The sequence below is a fragment of the Pseudomonas chlororaphis genome, assembly GCA_001023535.1.
Taxonomy (GTDB): Bacteria; Pseudomonadota; Gammaproteobacteria; order Pseudomonadales; family Pseudomonadaceae; genus Aquipseudomonas; species Aquipseudomonas chlororaphis_E.
In genome coordinates this window covers 4698384-4718616 of the sequence record CP011020.1, presented here as the reverse complement: position 1 = coordinate 4718616, position 20233 = coordinate 4698384, and the positions used below count along the sequence as shown (strand labels likewise).

21 protein-coding genes are annotated in these 20233 nt (G+C 58.4%); 13 read left to right on the top strand and 8 right to left on the bottom strand.

Features of this window, described 5'->3' with window-relative positions:
• Window positions 1–23 precede the first annotated feature (23 nt).
• Complete coding sequence (locus tag VM99_20700) at window positions 24–365, top strand: hypothetical protein (GenBank protein AKK00372.1); 342 nt, start codon at window positions 24–26, stop codon at window positions 363–365.
• Window positions 366–422: 57 nt separating this feature from the next.
• Here VM99_20700 and VM99_20695 read toward each other — a convergent pair whose 3' ends face one another.
• The gene (locus VM99_20695; protein AKK00371.1) at window positions 423–968 is read right to left on the bottom strand and encodes an RNA 2'-phosphotransferase; all 546 of its coding nucleotides are present in this window, start codon (window positions 966–968) and stop codon (window positions 423–425) included.
• Between the two features lie 220 nt (window positions 969–1188).
• On the opposite strand from VM99_20695, the gene VM99_20690 reads away from it, so the two are divergent.
• Window positions 1189–2670 (top strand): hypothetical protein, encoded by a 1482-nt coding sequence (locus VM99_20690; GenBank protein AKK00370.1) that lies wholly within the window; start codon window positions 1189–1191, stop codon window positions 2668–2670.
• Between the two features lie 19 nt (window positions 2671–2689).
• On the opposite strand, the gene VM99_20685 is transcribed toward VM99_20690, so the two are convergent.
• From VM99_20685 to VM99_20660, 6 genes are all read right to left on the bottom strand, one after another.
• The gene (locus VM99_20685; GenBank protein ID AKK00369.1) at window positions 2690–2995 is read right to left on the bottom strand and encodes an XRE family transcriptional regulator; all 306 of its coding nucleotides are present in this window, start codon (window positions 2993–2995) and stop codon (window positions 2690–2692) included.
• An 8-nt stretch (window positions 2996–3003) separates the two neighbouring features.
• Window positions 3004–3282, bottom strand: a complete 279-nt coding sequence (locus VM99_20680; GenBank protein ID AKK00368.1) for a proteic killer protein — start codon at window positions 3280–3282, stop codon at window positions 3004–3006.
• A 173-nt stretch (window positions 3283–3455) separates the two neighbouring features.
• The gene (locus tag VM99_20675; protein AKK00367.1) at window positions 3456–5828 is read right to left on the bottom strand and encodes a ligand-gated channel; all 2373 of its coding nucleotides are present in this window, start codon (window positions 5826–5828) and stop codon (window positions 3456–3458) included.
• 121 nt (window positions 5829–5949) lie between these two features.
• A complete protein-coding gene (locus tag VM99_20670) occupies window positions 5950–6930 on the bottom strand; it encodes a siderophore-interacting protein (GenBank protein AKK00366.1) in 981 nt (326 codons plus the stop codon).
• Window positions 6917–7432: an RNA polymerase sigma factor gene (locus VM99_20665; GenBank protein ID AKK01815.1), complete on the bottom strand. Its 516-nt coding sequence runs from the start codon at window positions 7430–7432 to the stop codon at window positions 6917–6919. Before VM99_20665 ends, VM99_20670 begins: the two co-directional genes overlap by 14 nt.
• 126 nt (window positions 7433–7558) lie before the next feature.
• Window positions 7559–8482, bottom strand: coding sequence for a LysR family transcriptional regulator (locus tag VM99_20660; GenBank protein AKK00365.1), 924 nt, complete (start codon window positions 8480–8482; stop codon window positions 7559–7561).
• Window positions 8483–8626: 144 nt separating this feature from the next.
• Here VM99_20660 and VM99_20655 point away from each other — a divergent pair, with 144 nt between their 5' ends.
• The 11 genes from VM99_20655 (at window position 8627) to VM99_20605 (ending at window position 18930) form a co-directional block, all read left to right on the top strand.
• Window positions 8627–10180 carry an MFS transporter gene (locus VM99_20655; protein ID AKK00364.1) on the top strand — a complete coding sequence of 518 codons (1554 nt, stop codon included), beginning with the start codon at window positions 8627–8629 and terminating at the stop codon, window positions 10178–10180.
• A 23-nt stretch (window positions 10181–10203) separates the two neighbouring features.
• Complete coding sequence (locus VM99_20650) at window positions 10204–11397, top strand: hypothetical protein (GenBank protein AKK00363.1); 1194 nt, start codon at window positions 10204–10206, stop codon at window positions 11395–11397.
• A gap of 371 nt (window positions 11398–11768) precedes the next feature.
• Window positions 11769–12524, top strand: a complete 756-nt coding sequence (locus tag VM99_20645; GenBank protein AKK00362.1) for a hypothetical protein — start codon at window positions 11769–11771, stop codon at window positions 12522–12524.
• Between the two features lie 479 nt (window positions 12525–13003).
• On the top strand, window positions 13004–13336 hold the full coding sequence (locus VM99_20640; GenBank protein AKK00361.1) for a hypothetical protein: 333 nt from the start codon (window positions 13004–13006) through the stop codon (window positions 13334–13336).
• Window positions 13337–13357: 21 nt separating this feature from the next.
• Complete coding sequence (locus VM99_20635; protein AKK00360.1) at window positions 13358–13663, top strand: hypothetical protein; 306 nt, start codon at window positions 13358–13360, stop codon at window positions 13661–13663.
• Window positions 13653–14357, top strand: coding sequence for an oxidoreductase (locus tag VM99_20630; protein AKK00359.1), 705 nt, complete (start codon window positions 13653–13655; stop codon window positions 14355–14357). Before VM99_20635 ends, VM99_20630 begins: the two co-directional genes overlap by 11 nt.
• Window positions 14358–14385: 28 nt before the next feature.
• Window positions 14386–14640, top strand: coding sequence for a hypothetical protein (locus VM99_20625; protein AKK00358.1), 255 nt, complete (start codon window positions 14386–14388; stop codon window positions 14638–14640).
• A complete protein-coding gene (locus VM99_20620) occupies window positions 14637–15656 on the top strand; it encodes a hypothetical protein (GenBank protein AKK00357.1) in 1020 nt (339 codons plus the stop codon). Before VM99_20625 ends, VM99_20620 begins: the two co-directional genes overlap by 4 nt.
• Before the next feature lie 23 nt (window positions 15657–15679).
• Entirely contained in the window at window positions 15680–16354 is a 675-nt protein-coding gene (locus tag VM99_20615; protein ID AKK00356.1) for a hypothetical protein, read from the top strand.
• A complete protein-coding gene (locus VM99_20610; GenBank protein AKK00355.1) occupies window positions 16351–17547 on the top strand; it encodes a hypothetical protein in 1197 nt (398 codons plus the stop codon). Before VM99_20615 ends, VM99_20610 begins: the two co-directional genes overlap by 4 nt.
• Window positions 17548–17574: 27 nt before the next feature.
• Window positions 17575–18930 carry a hypothetical protein gene (locus VM99_20605; protein AKK00354.1) on the top strand — a complete coding sequence of 452 codons (1356 nt, stop codon included), beginning with the start codon at window positions 17575–17577 and terminating at the stop codon, window positions 18928–18930.
• 24 nt (window positions 18931–18954) lie between these two features.
• Here the strand turns inward: VM99_20605 and VM99_20600 are convergent, their stop codons facing one another.
• On the bottom strand, window positions 18955–19857 hold the full coding sequence (locus tag VM99_20600; GenBank protein ID AKK00353.1) for a LysR family transcriptional regulator: 903 nt from the start codon (window positions 19855–19857) through the stop codon (window positions 18955–18957).
• Window positions 19858–20233: the final 376 nt, after the last annotated feature.

Below are 20233 nucleotides of genomic sequence, written 5' to 3'. Positions count from 1 at the left end.
TCCGACATACGTTAGGAGTACCCATGGAAAAACTCATCCCAGACCCACCCGTCCCACCGCTGCACCTGGACATCGCCGCCGATCCCGATGCCGAACGTGTTATCGATTCCTACCTGAACGCCAACGCCGCCCAGCCCGCAGAGAACCCCTCGCCGGACCTGCTCTTCACCATCGTCGATGGCGTCGATGCGGAGAGTCTGTTGGCCAACCTCAGCGAAACCCTGGCCTCTGCCAACGTCATGGCCGGTGACCTGGCATTCGAACTGGAGGGCTCGCGACGGCACTTTGCGTTGGGGCTGCAACAGCTGATCGAACTGGGCCAGCTCTTAGCAAACCGGGCGTTGGATACGGTGGACCCGAGGTAGAAACTGAAAAAGGGTTTGATCGATGATCAAACCCTTTTTTGTGCCTCTTTGCTTGACTCACATTGACAGAAAGTTGGCCGGCACATGGTCCGTCAACCAGACCCCGTTATCGGCTTGAAAAAAACTGAAGCCCTGCTGATGCATTCGCAGCGCTTCAACTTCAAGCACTACGGGCTTGCCGTAACGCTGTCCAACCGCGATCGCTGTTGGCATGTCCTGTGACAGGTGCACATGATGACGCGAGCCAGCGATCAGGCCTTTTTCTCTGATTGAGTCCAGAAAGCGTGTTGCAGTGCCGTGATAAAGAAGCGCTGGTGGCTCTTTCTCTATGTATTGAATGCGGACGCTGGCGTTGGAGTGCCCCTGTACGGCGCCAATACGCAAGCCATCTTCGGAGAGACTGAAGCGTTTTTTATCGCTGCTGTCGACGACGGCTTGGATCAGGGCGATATCCAGGGATCGGCCGTCACACGCAGCGCCGGCTATTAACGATCCAATGTCTGCCCAGCCTTCGCCGTCCAGTTGTAAACCGATCGCTTGTGGTTCATGCCTGAGAACATAGCTCAGGAACTTGCTGGTTTCGTTGAGTCGCTTGGTGTCCATACGGCTTGAGCCTCAATGTCATGCTTTGATTGGCCAGTCGCTGCCCGTGCCTGATTTTGTCGTCGCAAGCTTACAGCAGGGCCTTGATACGGTGCTGGTTTCCCAGCGTTGAGCGCTCACTGACGAAATCATTTCGGTGCAGGATTGCGCCGATAAAGGATTGCGCCTCTGCTAACCTGCGTGGGCTGCCACCTTAATACTCACTTCGGACCTCCAGCCCGTGCCAACCCCCAACCGCGACGCCCTGACCGCCCACCTCGCCCGCGCACCCGATGACGTGGCGGCGCGTGCCTCCCTTTATCGTGATCTGCTCGATGGCGCCGAGGTTTCCCTGGCGGGCGTGCGGGTGGCGGCCGGGTTGTGTGACCCGGCTGCGATGGCGGTGATTGCCGCGTTGAACGTCACGCCCCATTGCAATCGCCCCGGCCCTTTATTGCCGCAGTTGCGTGGCCTGCCGGTGGACCAGGTGGTGCTGGAGGAGGCCGAGTCGCAGTGGCTCGATGCCCTGGCTGGGTTGCCGTTGCGGACACTGGTGCTTAACGGCCCGAGGTTTTGTTGCGGGCCGGACATCTGGGGGCGTTTGCCGGGTGTCGCCCTCGAAAGCCTGGCCATCAGCGGCTTTGCCCGCAGCGATGACGCCACCAGCCTCCCGTCGCTCGAACGTCTGCGGCACTTGAAGCTGGACACCTACGGTGAGGACTTCGACGACGGTTTTCTTCGGCGATTGGCCGGCAGCCCGTTGCAGACGTTGTCGTTGAACCGCTGCGATGACATCACCGATGACGGCCTTCGCGCGTTGTCGTCTTTCTCGTTGCGCTCGCTCACCTTGGGCTGTGCAGGGGCGCTGACTTCTGCCGGTATGCGGCACCTGTGCGCGCAGCCACTGGAACAACTGAGCGTCGGCTCCAGCAGCGCCATCCTGCAAGATCCTGCGTGGCTCAGCGCGCTAACGGCGTTGCGGTCATTGAGCCTGAACGATTGCTACGCGAGCGATGCCGCGCTCCAAGCCATTCGCGATCTGCCCCTCGAGCGACTGTCACTTCACGCGGCGTATGTTTGCGAGGACGATTTCGAAGGGCTCGAAGGCATGCCGCTCGCCGACCTGGACCTCAAGGGCTCACGGCAAATGATCGAGCGACTCGATGTACTGCACGGTTTTCCACTCAAGCGGCTTGGGCTCTGCGATGTGCAGGGGATCAGCGCGCAGACGTTGCGCGATCTTGAAGGGTTGGGGCTGGAGGCGCTCGACCTGTCCTTGAACGAGGTCACCTGGAAGGAACTCAAACAACTGGCCGGCCTGCCGCTGAAGCGATTGAGTCTGAGTTTCTGTCAGGGCGTGGATGGCAAGGTGTTGCGCAAGCTCACCGAACTGGGATTGCCGTTGGAGCAACTGGAAATCAGCGGCCTGGACCTGCGCGACAGCGACCTGGCGTGTCTGCGTAACCTGCCGTTGCAACGCCTGGGCTTGTATGAAAGCCCGTGGCTGACCGATGCCGGCGTCGCCCATCTGGCCGGGCTGCCGTTGCGGGATCTGACGCTTGAGGCGGGGCCGGGGGAGTCGCGGCTTACGTCGGCCATGGTGTCGGTGCTGGAAGGGTTGCCGCTGGAAAGGTTGTCGTTGCGCAATGGCTCGCAGATCAGCGCAGACGGGTGGGATCGCCTGGCCAGGCTGCCGGCCCGCGTCAGCGGCCCGGGTATTTGATGCGCCGCGGTACTTTTAGTTATGCGCAGTGAGGAACCTTCTCCACTTCCCGGTAGATCTGCTCACCTTTAGCAATCTCGGCTGTACGTAAATCATAGGCAATCTGCAGGTTCAGCCAAAATTGCGCTGACGTATCCAACGCGGCTGCCAAGCGCAAGGCAACATCTGCGCTGATGCTGCGACGCTTCAACACAATGTCATTTATCGTGGGAGCCGAAACGTGCAAAGCCCTTGCAAGCGCGGCTGCCGAAAGACCAAGTGGTTCCAGGTATTCTTCTTTGAGAATTTCCCCGGGATGTACAGGCCTCATGCCGTTCTTAAACATGGCTCACCTCAGTGATAATCGACGATTTCTACCTGTTCGGGGCCATTGATGCCCCAGACAAAACAGATTCGGTACTGACCATTGATCCGAATGCTGTGCTGACCCTGTCTGTCGCCCTGCAGCGGCTCCAGCCTGTTTCCCGGTGGGGAGCAGAGGTCATTGAGTTCGACCGCTGCGTTGAGCATCCCCAGCTTTCGTTCCGCAACTGAAAGGATAGCGGCCCAGCGCCGGGCCTTGCCGGTTTCAAAAAGGGCTTGGATGTCGGCGCATTTGAAGCTTCGGATCATAGCTTAATGCTTAACGTTATTCGTTAAGGCGAGTCTACATCGTTTGCAGGGATACTCAACGGGTTGCCGCATACCGGTTGTCGTGAGGCAGCAAGCCTTGATGCTGGTCGGGCCCATAGAACCCTGTTCGATAACTGACCGCATCAAGTCGAGCACCGCCATAAACAGCAGACTTACCAGTTGTAACTCAGCTTCGCGGTGATTTCGCGGCCGGGGTTGTAGTAGTTCGCGGTCCCTGAGCCGACCACATGCTGCTCATCCAGCAGGTTGCTGACGTTGATCGCCAGGTCGGTGCCTTTGAAGAGTTTGTAGTTGAACGCCGCGTCGAACAGTGTCGTGCCATCGCTGGTGTCGGTGTTGGCCGCGTCGAAGTAGTAAGCGCCCACATAGCGTGCACCCAGGCCAACGCTGACATCGGTGTCGGGTACGTTGTAGTAGGTCCACAGCGATGCGGAGTGTTTTGGCGCCGTGGCGAATTCATTGCCCTTGAGTGAGCTGCCGTCATACAGCGTGCCGCGCAACACTTCGGACTCCATGTAGGAATAACCACCCACCAGGCTCAGGTTGGGGGTCAGCTCGGCCTTGGCTTCCAGGTCCAGTCCGCGGACCCGTGATTCACCCACGGTTTGTTGTTCGATGACACCGCTGGGCAGTACCACGGCGATGCTGACATTTTCCTGGGTCAGGTCGTAGACGGCCGCCGAGAACAACGCGTCCATGCCGATGGGCGCATATTTTACCCCCACCTCATATTGTTTGCCGGTTTTCGGAATGACCCCCACCGTTGGTGGCGAGACCGACTCGACCATGCTGATGTAGGTGGAAACTTCGTCGTTGACGATGTAGGTCAGCGCGCCACGATAGGACGTCTCGGAGAAGTTGTCCGACTCTTTTACGCGGTTGATGTCGGTGCTGGACAGGTCCATCGAGTCGTTACGCACACCGGCGGTGACGATAAAGCGCTCGTAGAAGGACAGGTTCTGTTGCAGGAACACGGCCTTGGTCTTGGTATCGAGCTTGTCATTGCTATAGGGCGCTACGCCGCGTGGAACGCCGGTGAACACCGGGTTGGCCAGGTCGATGGAGCCGGTTGGGGCATAGACAGATCGTTCCTCGGTCGAGGAGTCGCCATACTCCACGCCCACCAAGGTGCTGCTGTCGATGTTTTCGAAGCGGGCATCGTATTGCAGCATCAAGTTGCCGTTCAGTTGCTCGGCTTCGCTGTCCGTGCCAAAGATGTAGCGAGGCACGGTGGTGCCGGTGCGCGTGGTGGAGTCGCTGAGGAACACATAGCCGAAATCATCGGTCAGCTCGCTGTAGCGCAGGTTGCTGCGCAAGACGAAACCATTGTCGAAGTCATGGCTGAAGGTGCCGCTGAGGTTGGTGCGTTCGACATCGTGGAAGTTGTAGCTGGGTTCGCCGTAGAACTTCTTGCGGTCGTATTCCTTGTCCAGCGGGTAACCGCCACTGTTGGGCGAGCTTTGGGTTTTCAGGTAGTCCACGATCACCGAGGCCGAGGTGAAGTCGGTGGGTGACCAGGTCAGACCGCCCATCACAAACTTGTTGTCGTCCTGGGAGTGGTCGTACTCGCGCTCACTGTCTTGCATTTTTGCCGTGAAGCGACCGGCCACGGTCTTGTCTTCATTCAGCGAGTCGCCGACGTCGATGCCGGTTTCGGCGTGGTCGAAAGAGCCGTAGGTGACATAGCCCTGGCCGAACTTTTCGAAGCGCGGCTTCTTGCTGACGAAGTTCACCGAGCCGCCCGGGTCGGCGGGGCCGAACAACGTGGAGTTGGCCCCGCGTATCACTTCAACGCGTTCATAGGCGAACGGTTCCTCGCGCACACCGCGCATCGAGCCCAGGGTCAGGCCATCCCGATAGGTGGTGGCCTGGAAGCCGCGGATCTGGAAGTAATCGTTGCGGTCGTCAGTGCCGTAATAGTCGGTGATCACCCCCGGCGTGTACTGCAGCAATTCTTCCGTGGTGCTGGCGCTGCGTTGCTGCATTTCCTTGTCGGTTACCACGGAAACCGAGGCGGGCGTGTTGAGAATGCTGGTGGCCACCTTGCCACCGACCCAGAGTTCCTGGGCGACCACCGACTGGGTGTCCTCGGTGCCATCGACCCGGGCCTTGGCGTTGACGAGGATGGGGGCGAGGCGATAGTCGTCCAGTTCGCCGTCCACCTTGGCTTGCGGCGTCAGCAGGTAAGCGTTCGGGCCTTGCTTTTGAATCTCCATGTCGCTTCCCTGTAACAGCGCCGACAGGGCTTGAGGGGTATCGAGTGCGCCGCTCACACCCGAGGTCGTGCGGTTCGCGACGCTTGGCGCATCGAAGGAAAGACTGATGCCGGCTTCACGCGCAAAGCGATCCAGCGCCGGTGCCAGTGGACCGGCAGGGATGTTCCAGTGGTGAACGGCGTGGGGCTGCTCGACGCTTGAGGTTTGCGCCAGGGACGGTAGCGCGTAGCTGCTGACGATGACGCCAAAGACCGCGCCGTGCAGGGCGCGATTCAGTCGAAGGCGCTGTGGAACCAGGGACGAACTCATTTACTCGCTCCGTGAAAGGGGATCGGCAGATCGGCCTGTATGTCGGCCTTTCTTACATGCCGAACGAGAATGAGAAATCACCTCATTTTTATTTGATAAGGTTGCGCAACGAGAACGTCACTCAGCTGGCGGCGCTCAAGGTCACCCAATAGTGGGTTCGATAATCGATGCGCAACTGCAATGACTGCGCAACCAAGGCCAGTACCTGATCGGTATCGGCGAGCTGGAAAGTGCCGGAAACGCGCAGCCCCGAGACTTCTTTGGCGCAGCGCAACACGCCGGGGCGATAGCGCGACAAGGCCTCGATAAAATCATCGAGGCGCATGTGGCGGGCGCTGATCACGCCGTCGCTCCAACTCCATAGGTCCAGGCCGTTGTCCTGGAACTCAGCCACGCCCTTGGCGGTGAACAACCGTTGGTTGGCGGCTTGGACGGTGTCGCTGGCCAGGCTTCGACTGGACCCGGGAAACACCGTGACGGCGCCCGACTGCACCGCGAGGAGGGTGCCGTCGTCACGCTCGTGCGCCAGGAAGCGGGCATTGAGGGTGCGTATGAACCCGTCGCGGGTCTGCAGCCAGAATGGACGCGGTTGCGCCGCGCCGGCATCCGCACCGGTGTTCACGATGATTTCGCCGCGCCGCAGAATCACCAGACGCCTTTCTGCGGTGAAGTCGCTGTCGACGGCACTGTCGCTGTTGAGCTGGATAAGACTGCCATCGTCGAGTTGGACGCGTTTGCGCTCGCCGGTTTTGCTGTGCTGTTGGGCGAGCAGGGCCGGCAGCGGCGTGTAGTCCCGGCTGAGCCAGGCCGCGCCGCCTGCCGTGGCAAACATGCCCAGCAGCTTCAGGCTCTGGCGCCGATGCAGGCCTGAGCGCGTGCCCTTGAGGGTGTGCCGGGCCAGATCAGGCGGGATACCGGCGAAGTCATCGCCAAGCGCTTCGACACGTTGCCACGCCAACCGATGCTCCGGCCGCTGGGCCAGCCAGTGCTCGAAGGTGCGTTGGGTTTGCTCATCGGCCGGGTTGAAGCGCAGGCGCACCAGCCAGTGGATCGCCTGGTCGACCACGGCCGGGTCCAGCCCCCGGGCTTCACTGGTCGGCATAGCGCAAGCGATAGCAGTGTTGCAGGGCCTTGGCCAGGTCGCGTTCCACCGTAGAACGGGAAACCCCCAATTTTTCGGCGATTTGCAGGCAGGTCAAACCGTCGAGCTGGGCGAGCAGAAACGCCTCGCGCACTCTCGGCTTGAGCAGGTCAAGCAGGCGGTCGATCCGTTCGAGGCTGTCGAGAATCAGCAGCCGTTCTTCTTCAGAGGGAGCCTCTTGGGCAGGCAGCAGCGCGAGGCTTTCAAAGTAGGCACGTTCGAGCTCGCGACGGCGGTACCGATCGATCATCAGCCCGCGGGCGATGCTGCTCAGATACGCGCGCGGTTCGCGCAAAGGGCTGGATTGACGGGACTTGAGCAGACGCACGAACGTGTCCTGCGCCAGGTCTGCTGCGCTTTCGCGACAACCGATGCGCCGGCTCAGCCAGCCATGCAACCACGAATGGTGGCTGCGGTAGAGCAGCGCGAGATCGGCATCACCCAGTGTGTCGTTGCTGCGCATCAGCATCCCGGAAACTACATAATTGATAATGAATCGCATTATATTCAGGCGGCAGACGCCAGAGCAAATTTGCCGGCTTTTGGCGTTCGCCACGGTGTTCTCGGGCTGCTAGGAGCAGGCAAGGCTTCACGAGCGAGCTGTGCCCGGGCCCTCCAGCGGTGGATTGGCAAACAGGTGCTCGGCGGCGAAGTCTACGAATACGCGGATTTTTGGCGAAAGATGACGACTGGACGGCCACAGTGCCCAGAATTGCCCCTGGTCTTCGCTGTGACCATCGAGCAGCGTTTCCAGGCGACCTTGGGCGATGGCTTCGCGCGCCAGGAAGTCCGGGACAAAGGCGATTCCGTGCCCATCCACCACGGCCATCAACATGGCCTCCATGTTGTTCAGCGTCAGGGCGGTGGGCAGGCGCAACTGCACGAACTCCGGGGCGGCAGACATGCTCCAGTCCATTATTTTGCCCGTCGTGACAAATCGATAACGCAAGCACTCGTGGTGTTCGAGGTCGCTGATCGCGGTGGGCCGTCCCTTGCGTTGCAAGTAATCGGGTGACGCGCACAGGACAAACTTGAAAGGCCCCAGCTTTCGCGCCATCAACTTCGAGTCGGCCTGGCCGCCGCTGCGAATCACCACGTCAAAGCCCTCATCGATCACATCCACCAATTGATCGTTGAAGTCCAGCTCCAGCTCGATGTCCGGATAGGTCTTGCGGAACCGCGTCATGTGCGGCAACAGAAAGCGATAGCCAATGGTGGGCAGGCTCACGCGCAGCTTTCCGCGGGGCTCCTGCGTGGCGTGGGACAGCATCGCCTGGGCGTCTTCAAGGTCGTCGAGGATCTTTCGGCAGCGTTCATAGAACAGCTGTCCTTCGGCTGTCAGGCTGACTTTGCGCGTGCTGCGGTGCAGCAGCCGCACATTCAACGAGGCCTCCAGTTTGGCCACGTTCTTGCCCACGGCGGAGGCGGAAATCCCCAACGCCCTGGCGGCACTGATAAAACTCAGCGCCTCGGCGGTTTTTACGAAAGAGGTCACGCCACTGAGACTGTCCACGAATCGATTACATCCTTTTAGTTCATTATAAGTGGAATAAAAGCCCGTTTATCTTCGATTGTATCCTAACTAGAGTGTACGAAACGATCGCGCGCCTTAGCCTGGACAGCACGGATACTTCAAAGATATGCAGGGAATGACGTCATGAACTCAGCTACCGAACCGCTGCCGACCCGGGGCCGGTATTCCATCCTGGCTGCCATTTGCCTGGCAGCCCTGGTATTGCCCATGAGCTTTACCGGCGGGGCAGTGGCCACGCCGTTCATTGGTCAGACCTTCGATGCCCATCCCACCGAACTGGCCTGGATCACCAACGCCTTCATGCTCAGTTTTGGCAGCCTGTTGATGGCGGCCGGCACGCTCGCCGACCTCTATGGGCGTAAGCTGGTGTTCATGTGCGGTATCGCGCTGTTTGCGTTGGTGTCGATCCTGTTGGCGGTGGTGCCCGACATGATCTGGCTGGACCTCTTGCGTGGCGTACAAGGCATCGCCGCGGCGGCTGCGTTGGCCAGCGGTTCGGCGGCCCTGGCCCAAGAGTTCGACGGACATGCCAGGACACGTGCGTTCAGCCTGCTGGGCACCACGTTTGGCGTTGGCCTGGCCTTCGGCCCGTTGGTATCGGGTTTGCTGATCGAGTCCATGGGCTGGCGCAGCATTTTTCTTTGCACCGCCTTGCTCGCCATTCTTTCCTTGATCTTTGCGCTGCCCAAAATGCGCGAAAGCCGCGACCCGCAGGCTCAGCGCTTGGATACGCCCGGCGTGCTGACGTTTTCCGGCCTGTTGGTGGCCTTCACCACGGCAGTGATCCTGGCGCCGGAGCAGGGCTGGGGTTCGCCGGTCATCCAGGCCCTGTTTGGCGCGGCGGCGGTCTTCTTGCTGCTGTTCATCATTGTTGAAAATCGGGCGAAGCATCCGATGCTGGAACTGGGCTTGTTCCTGTTTCCGCGTTTTGTCGGCGTACAGATCCTGCCGATCGGCACCTGCTATTGCTACATCGTCTTGATCGTACTGCTGCCGTTTCGGTTTATCGGTGTGGAGGGGGCCAGTGCCTTTGAAGCGGGGTTAATGATGTTGGCCCTGTCCGCCCCGATGCTGGTGATCCCCATGATCGCCGCGTCGCTGACCCGCTGGTTGTCCGCGGGCGTGCTGTGCGCCATTGGTTTCGTGATCGCCGCGGTGGGGCTCTACTGGCTCAGCGTGATCCCGGCCGGCGAACACGGGCAGATCCTCGCGGCCATGTTGCTGACCGGGATCGGCACAGGACTGCCCTGGGGCCTGATGGATGGCTTGTCGGTCAGCGTGATCCCCAAGGAACGAGCCGGGATGGCCGCCGGTATCTTCAACACGACACGAGTGGCCAGCGAAGGCGTCGCCCTGGCAATCACTGTCGCCGTGCTGACGGCGCTGGTCGCGCACCACCTGAGCCTCAATGCCTCGGTCAGGCTGCCTGTCGCTGATTATTCAACGATCGCGCAACGGCTGGTCATGGGCGATCTCCAGCACGCCAGCACCAGCGCCAGCCAGATCCCCTTGACGATGCTGCGCTTGGCCTACACCGCAGGCTTCAAGACCTTGCTGCAACTGCTGGCGATCTTCACCTTGCTCACTGCCACTGTGGTCTTTCTGTTTTTGGGACGCCAAAGCGAAGTCGGTACCGAGTCCACGACCGATGCCGTGCGATTTTCATCGGATAGCTGAAAACTGCTTTGGAGTTATGGGTAATGTCGTCCAACACACACTTTACGCCGCTGATTTTGGCGGGCATTGCCGCATTGTGCGGCTTGTCGGTGGCCAACGTTTACTTTAACCAAGCACTGCTGCCGGTGTTTGCCGGTGCGATGAGCATTGACGCGGGGCAGACCAGTTGGATCGCCACGGCATCGCAGATGGGCTATGCGCTGGGGATATTGCTGATCGTCCCGTTGGGCGACAGGGTGGCGCCCTTGCGACTGTGCCGCGTGCTGCTCGCGTGGACCGCGGCCATGCTATTGCTGGCCAGCCAAGCCACCCAACTTTCGTTCCTGGCGGGCGTCAGCTTCCTGATCTGCATGGGTACCTGCATTCCGCAGGTACTGCTCCCTTATCTGGCAGGTCTGGCCACTGCCGGCGAACGCAGTCGCGTCATTGCCTGGATACAAACGGGTTTGGTCATCGGAATCCTGCTGTCCAGGGCCATTGCTGGATGGTTGGCCGATCACCTTGGCTGGCACTCGGTGTATTGGGTGGCGGCTTGCGTCATGGCCCTGTGCGCGCTGGTTCTGCCGAGGATTCTGCCTCAGCGTCATGCGCCCGGAATACCGGTTGCCTATGGCCGACTCCTGAGTTCGATGCTGCACCTTTTCTGGCATGAACCGTTGCTGCGCCTGTCTTGCGCCTTGGGCGCCGCCGTGTTTGCCGCCTTCAGTGCGTTCTGGTCGGTCATCGCTTTCAAGCTAATGGGGCCACCCCACAACATGAATGCCACGGAGGTCGGCCTGTTCAGTCTGTGGGGCGCCCTCGCCACGTTGCTGACGCCGGCGGCTGGCAAACTGTGTGAACGGTTTGGCACGGTCGCTATCAGCCTCGCTTCTATTGCGCTGTGTTGCCTGAGCTTCGTCTTATCGATGGCCTGGGCCAATCTGTTCATTGTGCTGCTGGCGTGCGCCAACCTGCTCAGCTTTGCCTTGCAGCTGGGGCAGGTGGCCAACCAGACACGGATTTTTTCTCTGAGCCCGGAAAGCCGAAGCCGCTTGAACACCGTGTACATGGTCTGCAATTTTTGTGGTGGGGCATTTGGCAGTGCCTTGGGTGGGTATCTTTGGCTGCGATTCGGATGGACCGGATGCGCCACTCTGGGATTATTGTGCGCCGTATTGGCAATGGTCGCCTTGCTGGCGATCCTAAGGCCGCGCTCCAAACAACTTTCGGTCGTATAGCCATTGAGTGACCGGTCGTCCACGTTCGTAACTTGTTATTCCTTCCTTGTACTGATTAGTTGTATGGGTGCTCGCATCAATACAGCTATCTGCTGTTCTTCGTGATACCTCCCTCCCCTTAAAATTCCTGTCATGTTTTTACCCGTCCGTTCGCCATCTCCTGTAATGGCTTTTTAATATGCGCGGATATTGAACTTATAGTTCAGACAGTTGAGCCGAAAACGCTCAACCGCTTTGAAATACTCTGAAATACAATTGCTCGCAGTAAACGGTTTTTTCGGAAAACCAGGCAGACTCCAACTTGGCAGAACAGTCAGGGACGAACATTAGTTTCCTGAGCTTTTTTTGATCTCTCAAACAAGGAGTCTTCGATGATGCTCATCGACTCTGAAAAAGTGTGTGTGTTCATACCGTTCGCCGGGGGCAGCGGCTTGTCGTTTGAAGCGTTGCGACGTGCCGTGGGTACTGACATGCCGGTGACGGGTGTCACTTATAAACGTCGCTATCAAAAAGATGTCACGCAGGCACCCGGTACTGTCGAGGCCATGGCAAATGAAGTCATTGCGCTGATCGACAACCTGGCGGCGCGCGAGGTCATTGTTTTTGGTTACAGCCTGGGGGCCATTGTTGCGTATGAGGTTGCTCGTCGCCAGCATGAATTTGGCCCGCATTTGATCAAGTTAGTGGTAGCTGCCTGCCGTGCGCCGCACCTCTTTAACTGCGCACAGGTAACACTAGACGATTCAGAAGAGGTATTCCTTAAAACGGTTGCCAAGTTTGGAATTATTCCGGATTTCATGTTCAAGGATTCGGCAGCCAAGCACCGCATGCTGCCTTCCTTGATCAAGGATTTCCAGGCGGCAGCCTCATACCGGCACCTTCCGGGCGAGCCGTTGGGCCTTCCCATGACGGTTTTAGGCGGTAGCCAGGATCCCTTTGCACCGGTTCAGGATGTGATGGCCTGGAAGGAGCATAGTCAAGATTCTATTCGGCTGGAGTTCTTTGAGGGGAACCATTTTTTCCTCACCCAGCATGTGCCTGCCATCACCCGAATGATTACCGAGCCTGTCAGTCCGGTGACACTTCAGCCTGTTTCATCCCAATACCTGGATTCTGTAAGCCTATAAAGGTGAAAAAAATGGAAGAGCTCAGTGTCTCAAGCAGCGTTTCTTCGTGCCCGTTTTCTGGATTTTCCCCGCTTAGTTCACATCAGCAGGAACCGCCCAGACATTACGTCGTAGTGGGAGATAGGATAAAAAGTCAGTGCAGCGATAATCTATTTATATCGGTGACAGCGGCCGAAGAAATGGTTGCTCAACTCGCTGAAAGCGAAAAGTTGACCTTACATGTTGGTCAGGGTGTTACCGATGAGCAACTAAACACGCTGTACGGATTCAAGGAGGCGTTGGCGCCGACATTGAATATCCTTCCGGTGGAGCATCCCCCGCGCGCCTCTTCAAGTGCTACGCACAAATTGAAGAGTCATAACATTGCCATCTCCGCGCCTTGGGAAAATGGTAATGGCACTTATTCTGCTTCGTTAATGATCGATGATGCCAATGCTGAACTAAGCGATCATCTGACCGGCCAGCATGTTTCTGGAATGATGGTCATCGAGGCTGCACGCCAAATGACCATCGCCGTTGCAGAGGCCTATTACGTAACCCCGGCGGCCAAAGGCAAAGTCAACTTTGTGACCAACAAAATGGATGTTACGTATCGGGACTTTCTGCTGCCGATACACACCGAAATCCTGTGTATTCCGGTGGAGCTGCGCCGCTCGGGCGCCTCGAATTTTCGTTTTGGCTGCCGCCTTGAGTTCAAACAACAAAACCAGTGCCTGGTGGTGCTTGGCTTTGAATTATCGGTGATCGACTCGCGCTACTTTCAACTCAAGGAAGCGCAACTTCTTCATCAATTCGTCAAGCGTCTCGCCTGATCCACTTTTGAGAGAGTCCCTATGAAAGAGCAAGTTCTCAGCATTATTTATAATGCGATTGAAAATGAAAACCACAGTCTCGCCCAGCCCATCAGCCTGGAACAAGGCGAAGACACCGCCCTCTACGGTGCCGGCGGTGTCCTCGATTCGATGAGCCTGGTGTCCATTGTGATTGACGTCGAGCAGATGCTTGAGGAACAGCTGGGGGTCAAGATGACGCTGGTCAACGACAGCGCCATGTCCCCCAAGCGCAGTCCGTTCCAGTCGGTAAGCACCTTCGCCAATTACATTCTTGAACTGAATGCTCAGGTGCCCCATGGACGATAAAAAGCCTGTCACGCTTATCACGGGGACACGCAAGGGGATCGGCAGGCATCTGGCCGAGTATTACCTTGCTCAGGGGCATCGCGTAATCGGCTGCAGCCGTTCATCCAGCGATCTTACCCATTCAAGCTACGACCACTTTATTGCGGACGTGGCCGATGAGCAGGCCATCGGCGAGCTGATGAAACACGTGCGTGGCACCTGCGGCCGGCTTGATCACCTGATCAACAATGCCGGCATCGCCAGCATGAATCACTCGCTGCTGACGCCCTACAAAACCGCGCAAAACATCATGCAAACCAATGTGCTGGGCACATTCCTGCTCAGCCGGGAAGCGGCAAAGCTCATGCGCGCCGGGCGTCAGGGACGCATTGTGAATTTTTCCACGGTGGCCAAGCCGCTGAAGCTGGAAGGAGAGGCGCTGTACGCCGCGTCCAAAGCCGCTGTGGAGACCCTGACCTGTGTAATGGCCAAGGAGCTGGCCAGTTTTGGCATCACCGTTAATGCGCTGGGCCCCACGCCGATCGATACCGATCTGACGCGGGTCATCCCCGCACAAAAAATGAAGGACCTGCTGGCGCAGCAGTCGCTGAAGCGCTTCGGCACGTTCGACGACGTGACCAATGTGACGGACTTTTTCCTGTCTTCGCGCAGCCATTTCATTACCGGCCAAGTCGTGTATCTCGGCGGCCTCTAACTCAGCTCTCCTGCAAAAGGACTTCACCATGAACCTGGACGCCATCAAGAAAGAACTCGCAGAACTCCTGGAACTGCGCGAATCGGAACTTCAAGCCGATGTATTGCTGCATCCCCTGAGCAATTGGGACTCGTTGACCAAGGTCACGCTGCTGGGGGTGTTGAATGACCAGTTTGGTTTTGCCTTGAGTCCGGCCCTGCTCGATGAGGTGGAAACCATTGGAGAACTGTTCGACGCCATCCAGGCCGATGCGGCGCACGTTCGTGTCGGTGAGCCTTCGTGAACGCGGCCATCGATGGAGTGTCCATCCGCGCGCTATCGGCTGCCATCCCTGAAGACGTCATGACCCTGGACGATTTCGCCACGTTGTTTGGTGAAAAAGAGGTGCAGCGAATCGCCAAGAGCACCGGCATCCATCAAGTGAGGGTGGCTAACCGCTTGTCGACGGTGGACCTCTGCGCTGCGGCTGCCCAGGCGTTGTTCAATGCCGCGGACATCGACCCCGCCAGCATCGATGGCCTGGTGCTCGTCACGCAGACGCCCGATAGCCTGATGCCGGCCAGCAGTGCCTTGCTGGCGGATCGCTTGGGGTTGGGAAACGCGCTCGCGGCTTTCGACCTCAACTTCGGTTGTTCCGGCTACATCTATGGCCTCTTTCAGGCGGCCATGCTGATCAAGGCCGGCGGTTGCCGCAGGGTGCTGGTGTGTACCGGCGATGTGATCAGCAAACTGCTCAACCCTGAAGACCGGCACGTGCGGCTTGTCTTCGGCGATGCAGCGACGTGCACGCTGCTGGAGGACGGCGATCAGACGCTCGGATTTGCATTCACGACCGATGGCGCTGGCGCGCAATACCTCAACACGACTCTGGACTACACGCCCAGCGCCACCAGCCGGGTACAGGCCGCAGGGCTGCACATGGACGGTGGCCAAGTGATGAACTTTGCCCTGGAGAAAGTGCCGTCGGCGATCAACGCCTTCATTCGCGACCAAGGTATCGACCCTGAACGTGTGCCGTTCTTCCTGCTGCATCAGGCGAACAAGTTCATGCTCGATTATTTGGCCAAAAAACTGGGTGTCGCGTCCTCCAAGGTCCCCATCGAAGTGGCCGACGTGGGCAATACCGGTCCTTCGTCGATCCCGCTGATGATCTGCAAGCGGCACGGCCGCGAGGATTTACGGCAGGACAACCTGATTGCCTGTGGCTTTGGCGTCGGGTTGTCCATCGGAACGGCCCGTTTATCCCTGCGCGATGCCCACATTATCGCGCCCGTAACAGTACCCGCCTTCCCTAACTGAGCTGACAATCAAGGAAAGATCCCATGACTATCCAAGCAATCTGGTTCGACTTCGGTGGTGTGTTGTCGCCTTCCATCGACGAGTTGTACCGCGTCTATCAGCAAAATACCGGCATCAGCCGCATTCAGATGGAGGCCGCCATGCACGCCGTGGCCAAGCCGCTGAATGTGCAGTTCCAGGCGCCCATCGAGCTGGCCATGATGACCCAGGTCGAATGGGGGCAGGGCATGAGCAAGGCATTGTCCGAGCTGTATCCGGGAATCGATTTGAGCCGTTGCGATTTCGATAACCATGGCGAGCAGTGGTTTTCCCCGCACAGCGTCAACGAGCACATGTTTGAGCTTTTCCATGAAGTGAAAGCCGCTGGCCTCAAGGCGTGCATCCTCACCAACAACGTCGTGGAGTGGGAGACACCTTGGCGGCGCATGGTGGGCCTGGATGATGTCGCGGACAGCATCGTCGATTCCTGCAAGGTCAAACTGCGCAAGCCTGACCCGAAGATTTTTGCCCTGGCCGCCGATCGGATCGGTGTACCGGCCGCCGGCTGCGTGCTGATCGACGATGTCGAGGAAAACTGCGAAGCCGCGCGAGCCGCCGGCTGGCACGCCATTCTGTTTGTCGACAGCCACCAGACCCAGCAAGCCGTGCGTGCGCTCATCGGCGAGGCACAACCCCGTGCACAGGCAGGTGCCCGATGAACATGCGCGTCCATCCCAGCGTGCTGGATATCCCCAACCTCGATGCCGCACCCTATTACCAGGCCGTGGGCTGGCAGGATCAATTGCCGCAGATCAAGTTGCCCAGCGGGCACGTCGCCATTCATCTGACCGGGTACGCCGACTGCAAGGCATTTCTGGCTGACCCGAGCATCAGTCGAACCCTGTGCAACATCGAAGACGGCCCGACTTTTCTCCCTGGCCCGACTCAACCGGAACTGTTGCTCAACCTGGACAACCCGGCCCACATGCGTTCGCGCGCGACGGTTACGCGGGCTTTCAGCAAACGTGGCCTGGAGAGTGTGCGCCAGCATGTGACCACGGTAACCGTCGAGAGCATCGAGCAGATGCGCCAAGGGGGGACGCCGCCGGACCTTTTTGCTTCGGTGCTGGAGCGGCTGACGTCATCGACGGTGTGTCACATCCTGGGCATTCCCGAAGAAGACCGGCTGCTGTTCCGGCCTTGGAGCCAGATGATTCAATCGGCTCCGCCGGACGATATCGTGGGCATCGAGGTGGCGGTCAAAGCCAGTTTCGATTACATGCTGGACTTTGTGCAGGGCCGCCGGGAGGCACATCCGGACGGATTTATTCGCCAATATGTCGACCAGCGCCACACCTTGGAAGACCCGCTGAGCGATCGGGAATTTGTCGGGGTGCTGCTGGGGATTCTGTTGGGGGGCGACCATAACGCCTTGAGCGTCATGACTAAAAGTCTCTACACCTTGTTGTGCGCGCCGTCGCTGTGGCGGTACCTGCGCGAAAACCCCGATCGCGCACCGCAGTTGATCGAAGAGCTCATTCGATTGATTCCCATTGGCAAGCTATCGGCGTTCCCGCGGATGACCACCCAGGCTCTGCAAACCAGCCGCGGTGTGATTGCCGCGAATACGACGGTGTATGCCAACGTGTTCCTCGCCAACCGCGACCCCAGTGTGTTCAACGCTCCTTTGCTGATCAATCCCGAGCGTCAGGACAAGGCTGCGCATATGCAATTTGGCCATGGCATCCACAGCTGCATGGGGCCGGCCCTGGCACGCCTGGAAATAGCCACGGTGCTGTCGACCCTTGTACAGGCGTTACCCGACCTGGAACTGGCCTGTGACCCGACGTCGATCCGCTGGATCAACGGTACGGTGCTGCGCCGCCCCGACGAACTGCCCGTGCGTTTCTGATGCCATTTCAATCAAGGGAAAAAAGCCATGATCTTTAAACCGCTGATAAACGGATTTGCGCAGTTTTCGAATCAGATCTTTCTGAATGACCCTGAACAGTCCTACACATATGCCCAGTTGAACGACGAAATCGGTGTCCAATTGGAGTGGCTCGCCGGTCATGGCGTGGCCAGGCAAGCGGTGGTTTTCATGAATGGGGACTTTTCGTTCACAGGCATCGCGCTGTTCCTGGCGCTGTACCAGAACGGCAACATTATTGCCCTGAACACCGCTGAAAACCCGGCGGAAATTCAAAATAAGCAGGCGGCGGCAAACCCCGAGTTCGTGATTGATATCGAAGCCCGCCAGATCCGGGCTTGTACCGTTGCCCAAGCTCCGCAAAACCCCATGATCGGTGAGCTTAAAAAACAGGCGCATGCGGGCCTGATTCTGTTCAGCAGCGGCACCACTGGCAAACCCAAGGCGATGTTGCACGACCTCGACCGATTAGTGGGTGAGTTTGCCGATAAGCGATCGCGTCGTCTCGATATCTTTCTGTTCCTGTTGTTCGATCATATTGGTGGCATCAATACGCTGTTGAACATTCTTTCCATTGGCGGAACGGCCACGATCGCCGCCAGCAAAACGCCGGACACCGTTGCCAGCCTGATTGAAAAGCACCGCATTACCGTGCTGCCGACTTCACCCACTTTCTTGAACCTGATGCTGATCAACCAAGTGTTCGATACCTACAACCTCAGCAGTTTGCGCATGATCACCTATGGCACGGAGCCGATGCCGGAGAGCTTGTTGCTCAAACTGCGTGAGCGCCTGCCCAGGGTGAAGTTCTTGCAGACATTCGGTACCAGCGAAACAGGTATCATCAACACCAGTTCGTTGTCGTCCGATAGTCTGTACATGCGCTTTCAAGAAGGATCAAGTGAGCACAAGATCGTCGACGGCGAGCTCTGGCTGCGCAGTGCGACGCAAGTCATGGGCTATCTGAACCACTCAATGGACAGCTTCACCGAAGACGGCTGGTTCAAAACCGGCGACCTGGTGGAGGTCAATGCCGACGGTTACCTGAAAATCCTCGGTCGCAGCAAGGAAATCATTAACGTCGGAGGCGAGAAGGTCTACCCGGCGGAAGTCGAATCCGTGCTCCTTCGTCATCCACAGGTACGTGATTGCAAGGCGTACGGTGAGGCCAACGGCTTGACCGGCCAGTTCGTCGCCGCGCACATCGTCCTCGACAGCGACTACGGAGACTCGACGGCAACGGTGCTGCGCGATATCCGGCACTTTGCCCGGCGGCTGATGGACGCCTACAAGGTACCGGTACGCTTGAAGTCGGTGAACGCCATCCAATATTCGACGCGTTTCAAAAAGCTGCTGATCGATTGAGTGCGGCGTGCCCTGAAGGAGCGATCAGCCACCTTCAGGGCTGCTTATCAGCTGTGTTTCACCGAGAAAATCAATGAACGCGCGGGTCTTGGGGGACAGCAGGCGGCTTGGCGACCAGACAATCCAGAAGTCCCCCTCCAGGCTCAATTCGGGCAATACCCTGATCAGTTCATGGCTGGCCAGGTACTCCTGGATGACGAAGTCAGGCAGATAGGCCAGGCCCAAGCCATTACGGCAGGCTGCCAGGACCGCTTCCACACTGTTCATGACCACGGTGGTTTCCAGGCTGATCTTGATGGTGTCGCCATTGACCTTCAGCCACCACGGCTGAAGCTTGCCGTTGGAGGGGAATTTGTAGGCGATCCCCTTGTAATGCTGGAGATCCTCGACGTTCTTTGCCGTGCTGTAGCGCTGTAGGTAGTCGGGCGCTGCACACAAAACAAACCGGAAGGTGCAGATTCTTTTCGCCGCGAGGCTGGAATCGGGCAACTCGCCGCTTCGGATCACCGCATCAAAGGCTTCGTCGACCACATCGACCAGTCGATCGCTGAAGTCCAGGTCCAGTTCGATTTCGGGATAGCGCTGGTAAAACTCGCGCAACATTCCTGAGATCAGCCGATAGCCCACGGCGGGCAAACTGATCCGCAGACGCCCCCTGGGACGGGTCTTGGAATGGGAAAGCGCAGCCTCGGCATCCTGCAATTGCTGAAGCAAGGTCCGGCAGCGACCAAAAAAGTCCAAGCCTTCGCTGGTCAGACTGATCTGTCGGGTACTGCGATGGAACAAGCGCACGCCAATCCGCTCTTCAAGACGGCTGACACTTTTACCCACGGCAGAAGACGAGATGCCCAGTGCCCTGCCCGCCAAGGTAAAGCTTTGATTTTCCGCTGCCCGCACAAAGGCAATCAACCCGCTCAGATTATCCATATTCCGTGTCCGCCCACTTTTTTTGGGGAGGGGTCGATCGCTACAGATCTATTGAGGCTTCAGATCCAACGGGTCAAAAAGGGGAAGCATCGGCGCTTTTCCCAGGAGTTAAACAGTATTTCTTCACCTGTTTATCGATTTGAAGTCTGCCGTGACGTCACTAAGAGAGCAACCATTTTGTCGGGAAGCGTGGATGTGGAGGTGGTTTGGGTGGCGGGGAGGGCTTCACCCCGTGTGTCGTTGCTGCGCATCAGCATCCGGAAACTACATAGTTGATATTGAATCGCATTGTTTTCGGGCATCAGACACCAAGGCAAATTTGCCGGCCATGGCATTCGCCACGGTGTTCTTTGCCTGATAGGAATAGGCAATGCTG

What these genes read in the sequence shown, in the direction of transcription:
- VM99_20675 (AKK00367.1), bottom strand. Translation starts at nt 5,828, where the DNA reads ATGAGTTCGTCCCTGGTTCCACAGCGCCTTCGACTGAATCGCGCCCTG.
- VM99_20685 (AKK00369.1), bottom strand. Translation starts at nt 2,995, where the DNA reads ATGTTTAAGAACGGCATGAGGCCTGTACATCCCGGGGAAATTCTCAAA.
- VM99_20635 (AKK00360.1), top strand. Translation starts at nt 13,358, where the DNA reads ATGAAAGAGCAAGTTCTCAGCATTATTTATAATGCGATTGAAAATGAA.
- VM99_20630 (AKK00359.1), top strand. Translation starts at nt 13,653, where the DNA reads ATGGACGATAAAAAGCCTGTCACGCTTATCACGGGGACACGCAAGGGG.
- VM99_20645 (AKK00362.1), top strand. Translation starts at nt 11,769, where the DNA reads ATGATGCTCATCGACTCTGAAAAAGTGTGTGTGTTCATACCGTTCGCC.
- VM99_20600 (AKK00353.1), bottom strand. Translation starts at nt 19,857, where the DNA reads ATGGATAATCTGAGCGGGTTGATTGCCTTTGTGCGGGCAGCGGAAAAT.
- VM99_20665 (AKK01815.1), bottom strand. Translation starts at nt 7,432, where the DNA reads ATGCGCAGCAACGACACACTGGGTGATGCCGATCTCGCGCTGCTCTAC.
- VM99_20610 (AKK00355.1), top strand. Translation starts at nt 16,351, where the DNA reads ATGAACATGCGCGTCCATCCCAGCGTGCTGGATATCCCCAACCTCGAT.
- VM99_20670 (AKK00366.1), bottom strand. Translation starts at nt 6,930, where the DNA reads ATGCCGACCAGTGAAGCCCGGGGGCTGGACCCGGCCGTGGTCGACCAG.
- VM99_20655 (AKK00364.1), top strand. Translation starts at nt 8,627, where the DNA reads ATGAACTCAGCTACCGAACCGCTGCCGACCCGGGGCCGGTATTCCATC.
- VM99_20695 (AKK00371.1), bottom strand. Translation starts at nt 968, where the DNA reads ATGGACACCAAGCGACTCAACGAAACCAGCAAGTTCCTGAGCTATGTT.
- VM99_20650 (AKK00363.1), top strand. Translation starts at nt 10,204, where the DNA reads ATGTCGTCCAACACACACTTTACGCCGCTGATTTTGGCGGGCATTGCC.
- VM99_20700 (AKK00372.1), top strand. Translation starts at nt 24, where the DNA reads ATGGAAAAACTCATCCCAGACCCACCCGTCCCACCGCTGCACCTGGAC.
- VM99_20640 (AKK00361.1), top strand. Translation starts at nt 13,004, where the DNA reads ATGGTCATCGAGGCTGCACGCCAAATGACCATCGCCGTTGCAGAGGCC.
- VM99_20625 (AKK00358.1), top strand. Translation starts at nt 14,386, where the DNA reads ATGAACCTGGACGCCATCAAGAAAGAACTCGCAGAACTCCTGGAACTG.
- VM99_20680 (AKK00368.1), bottom strand. Translation starts at nt 3,282, where the DNA reads ATGATCCGAAGCTTCAAATGCGCCGACATCCAAGCCCTTTTTGAAACC.
- VM99_20605 (AKK00354.1), top strand. Translation starts at nt 17,575, where the DNA reads ATGATCTTTAAACCGCTGATAAACGGATTTGCGCAGTTTTCGAATCAG.
- VM99_20615 (AKK00356.1), top strand. Translation starts at nt 15,680, where the DNA reads ATGACTATCCAAGCAATCTGGTTCGACTTCGGTGGTGTGTTGTCGCCT.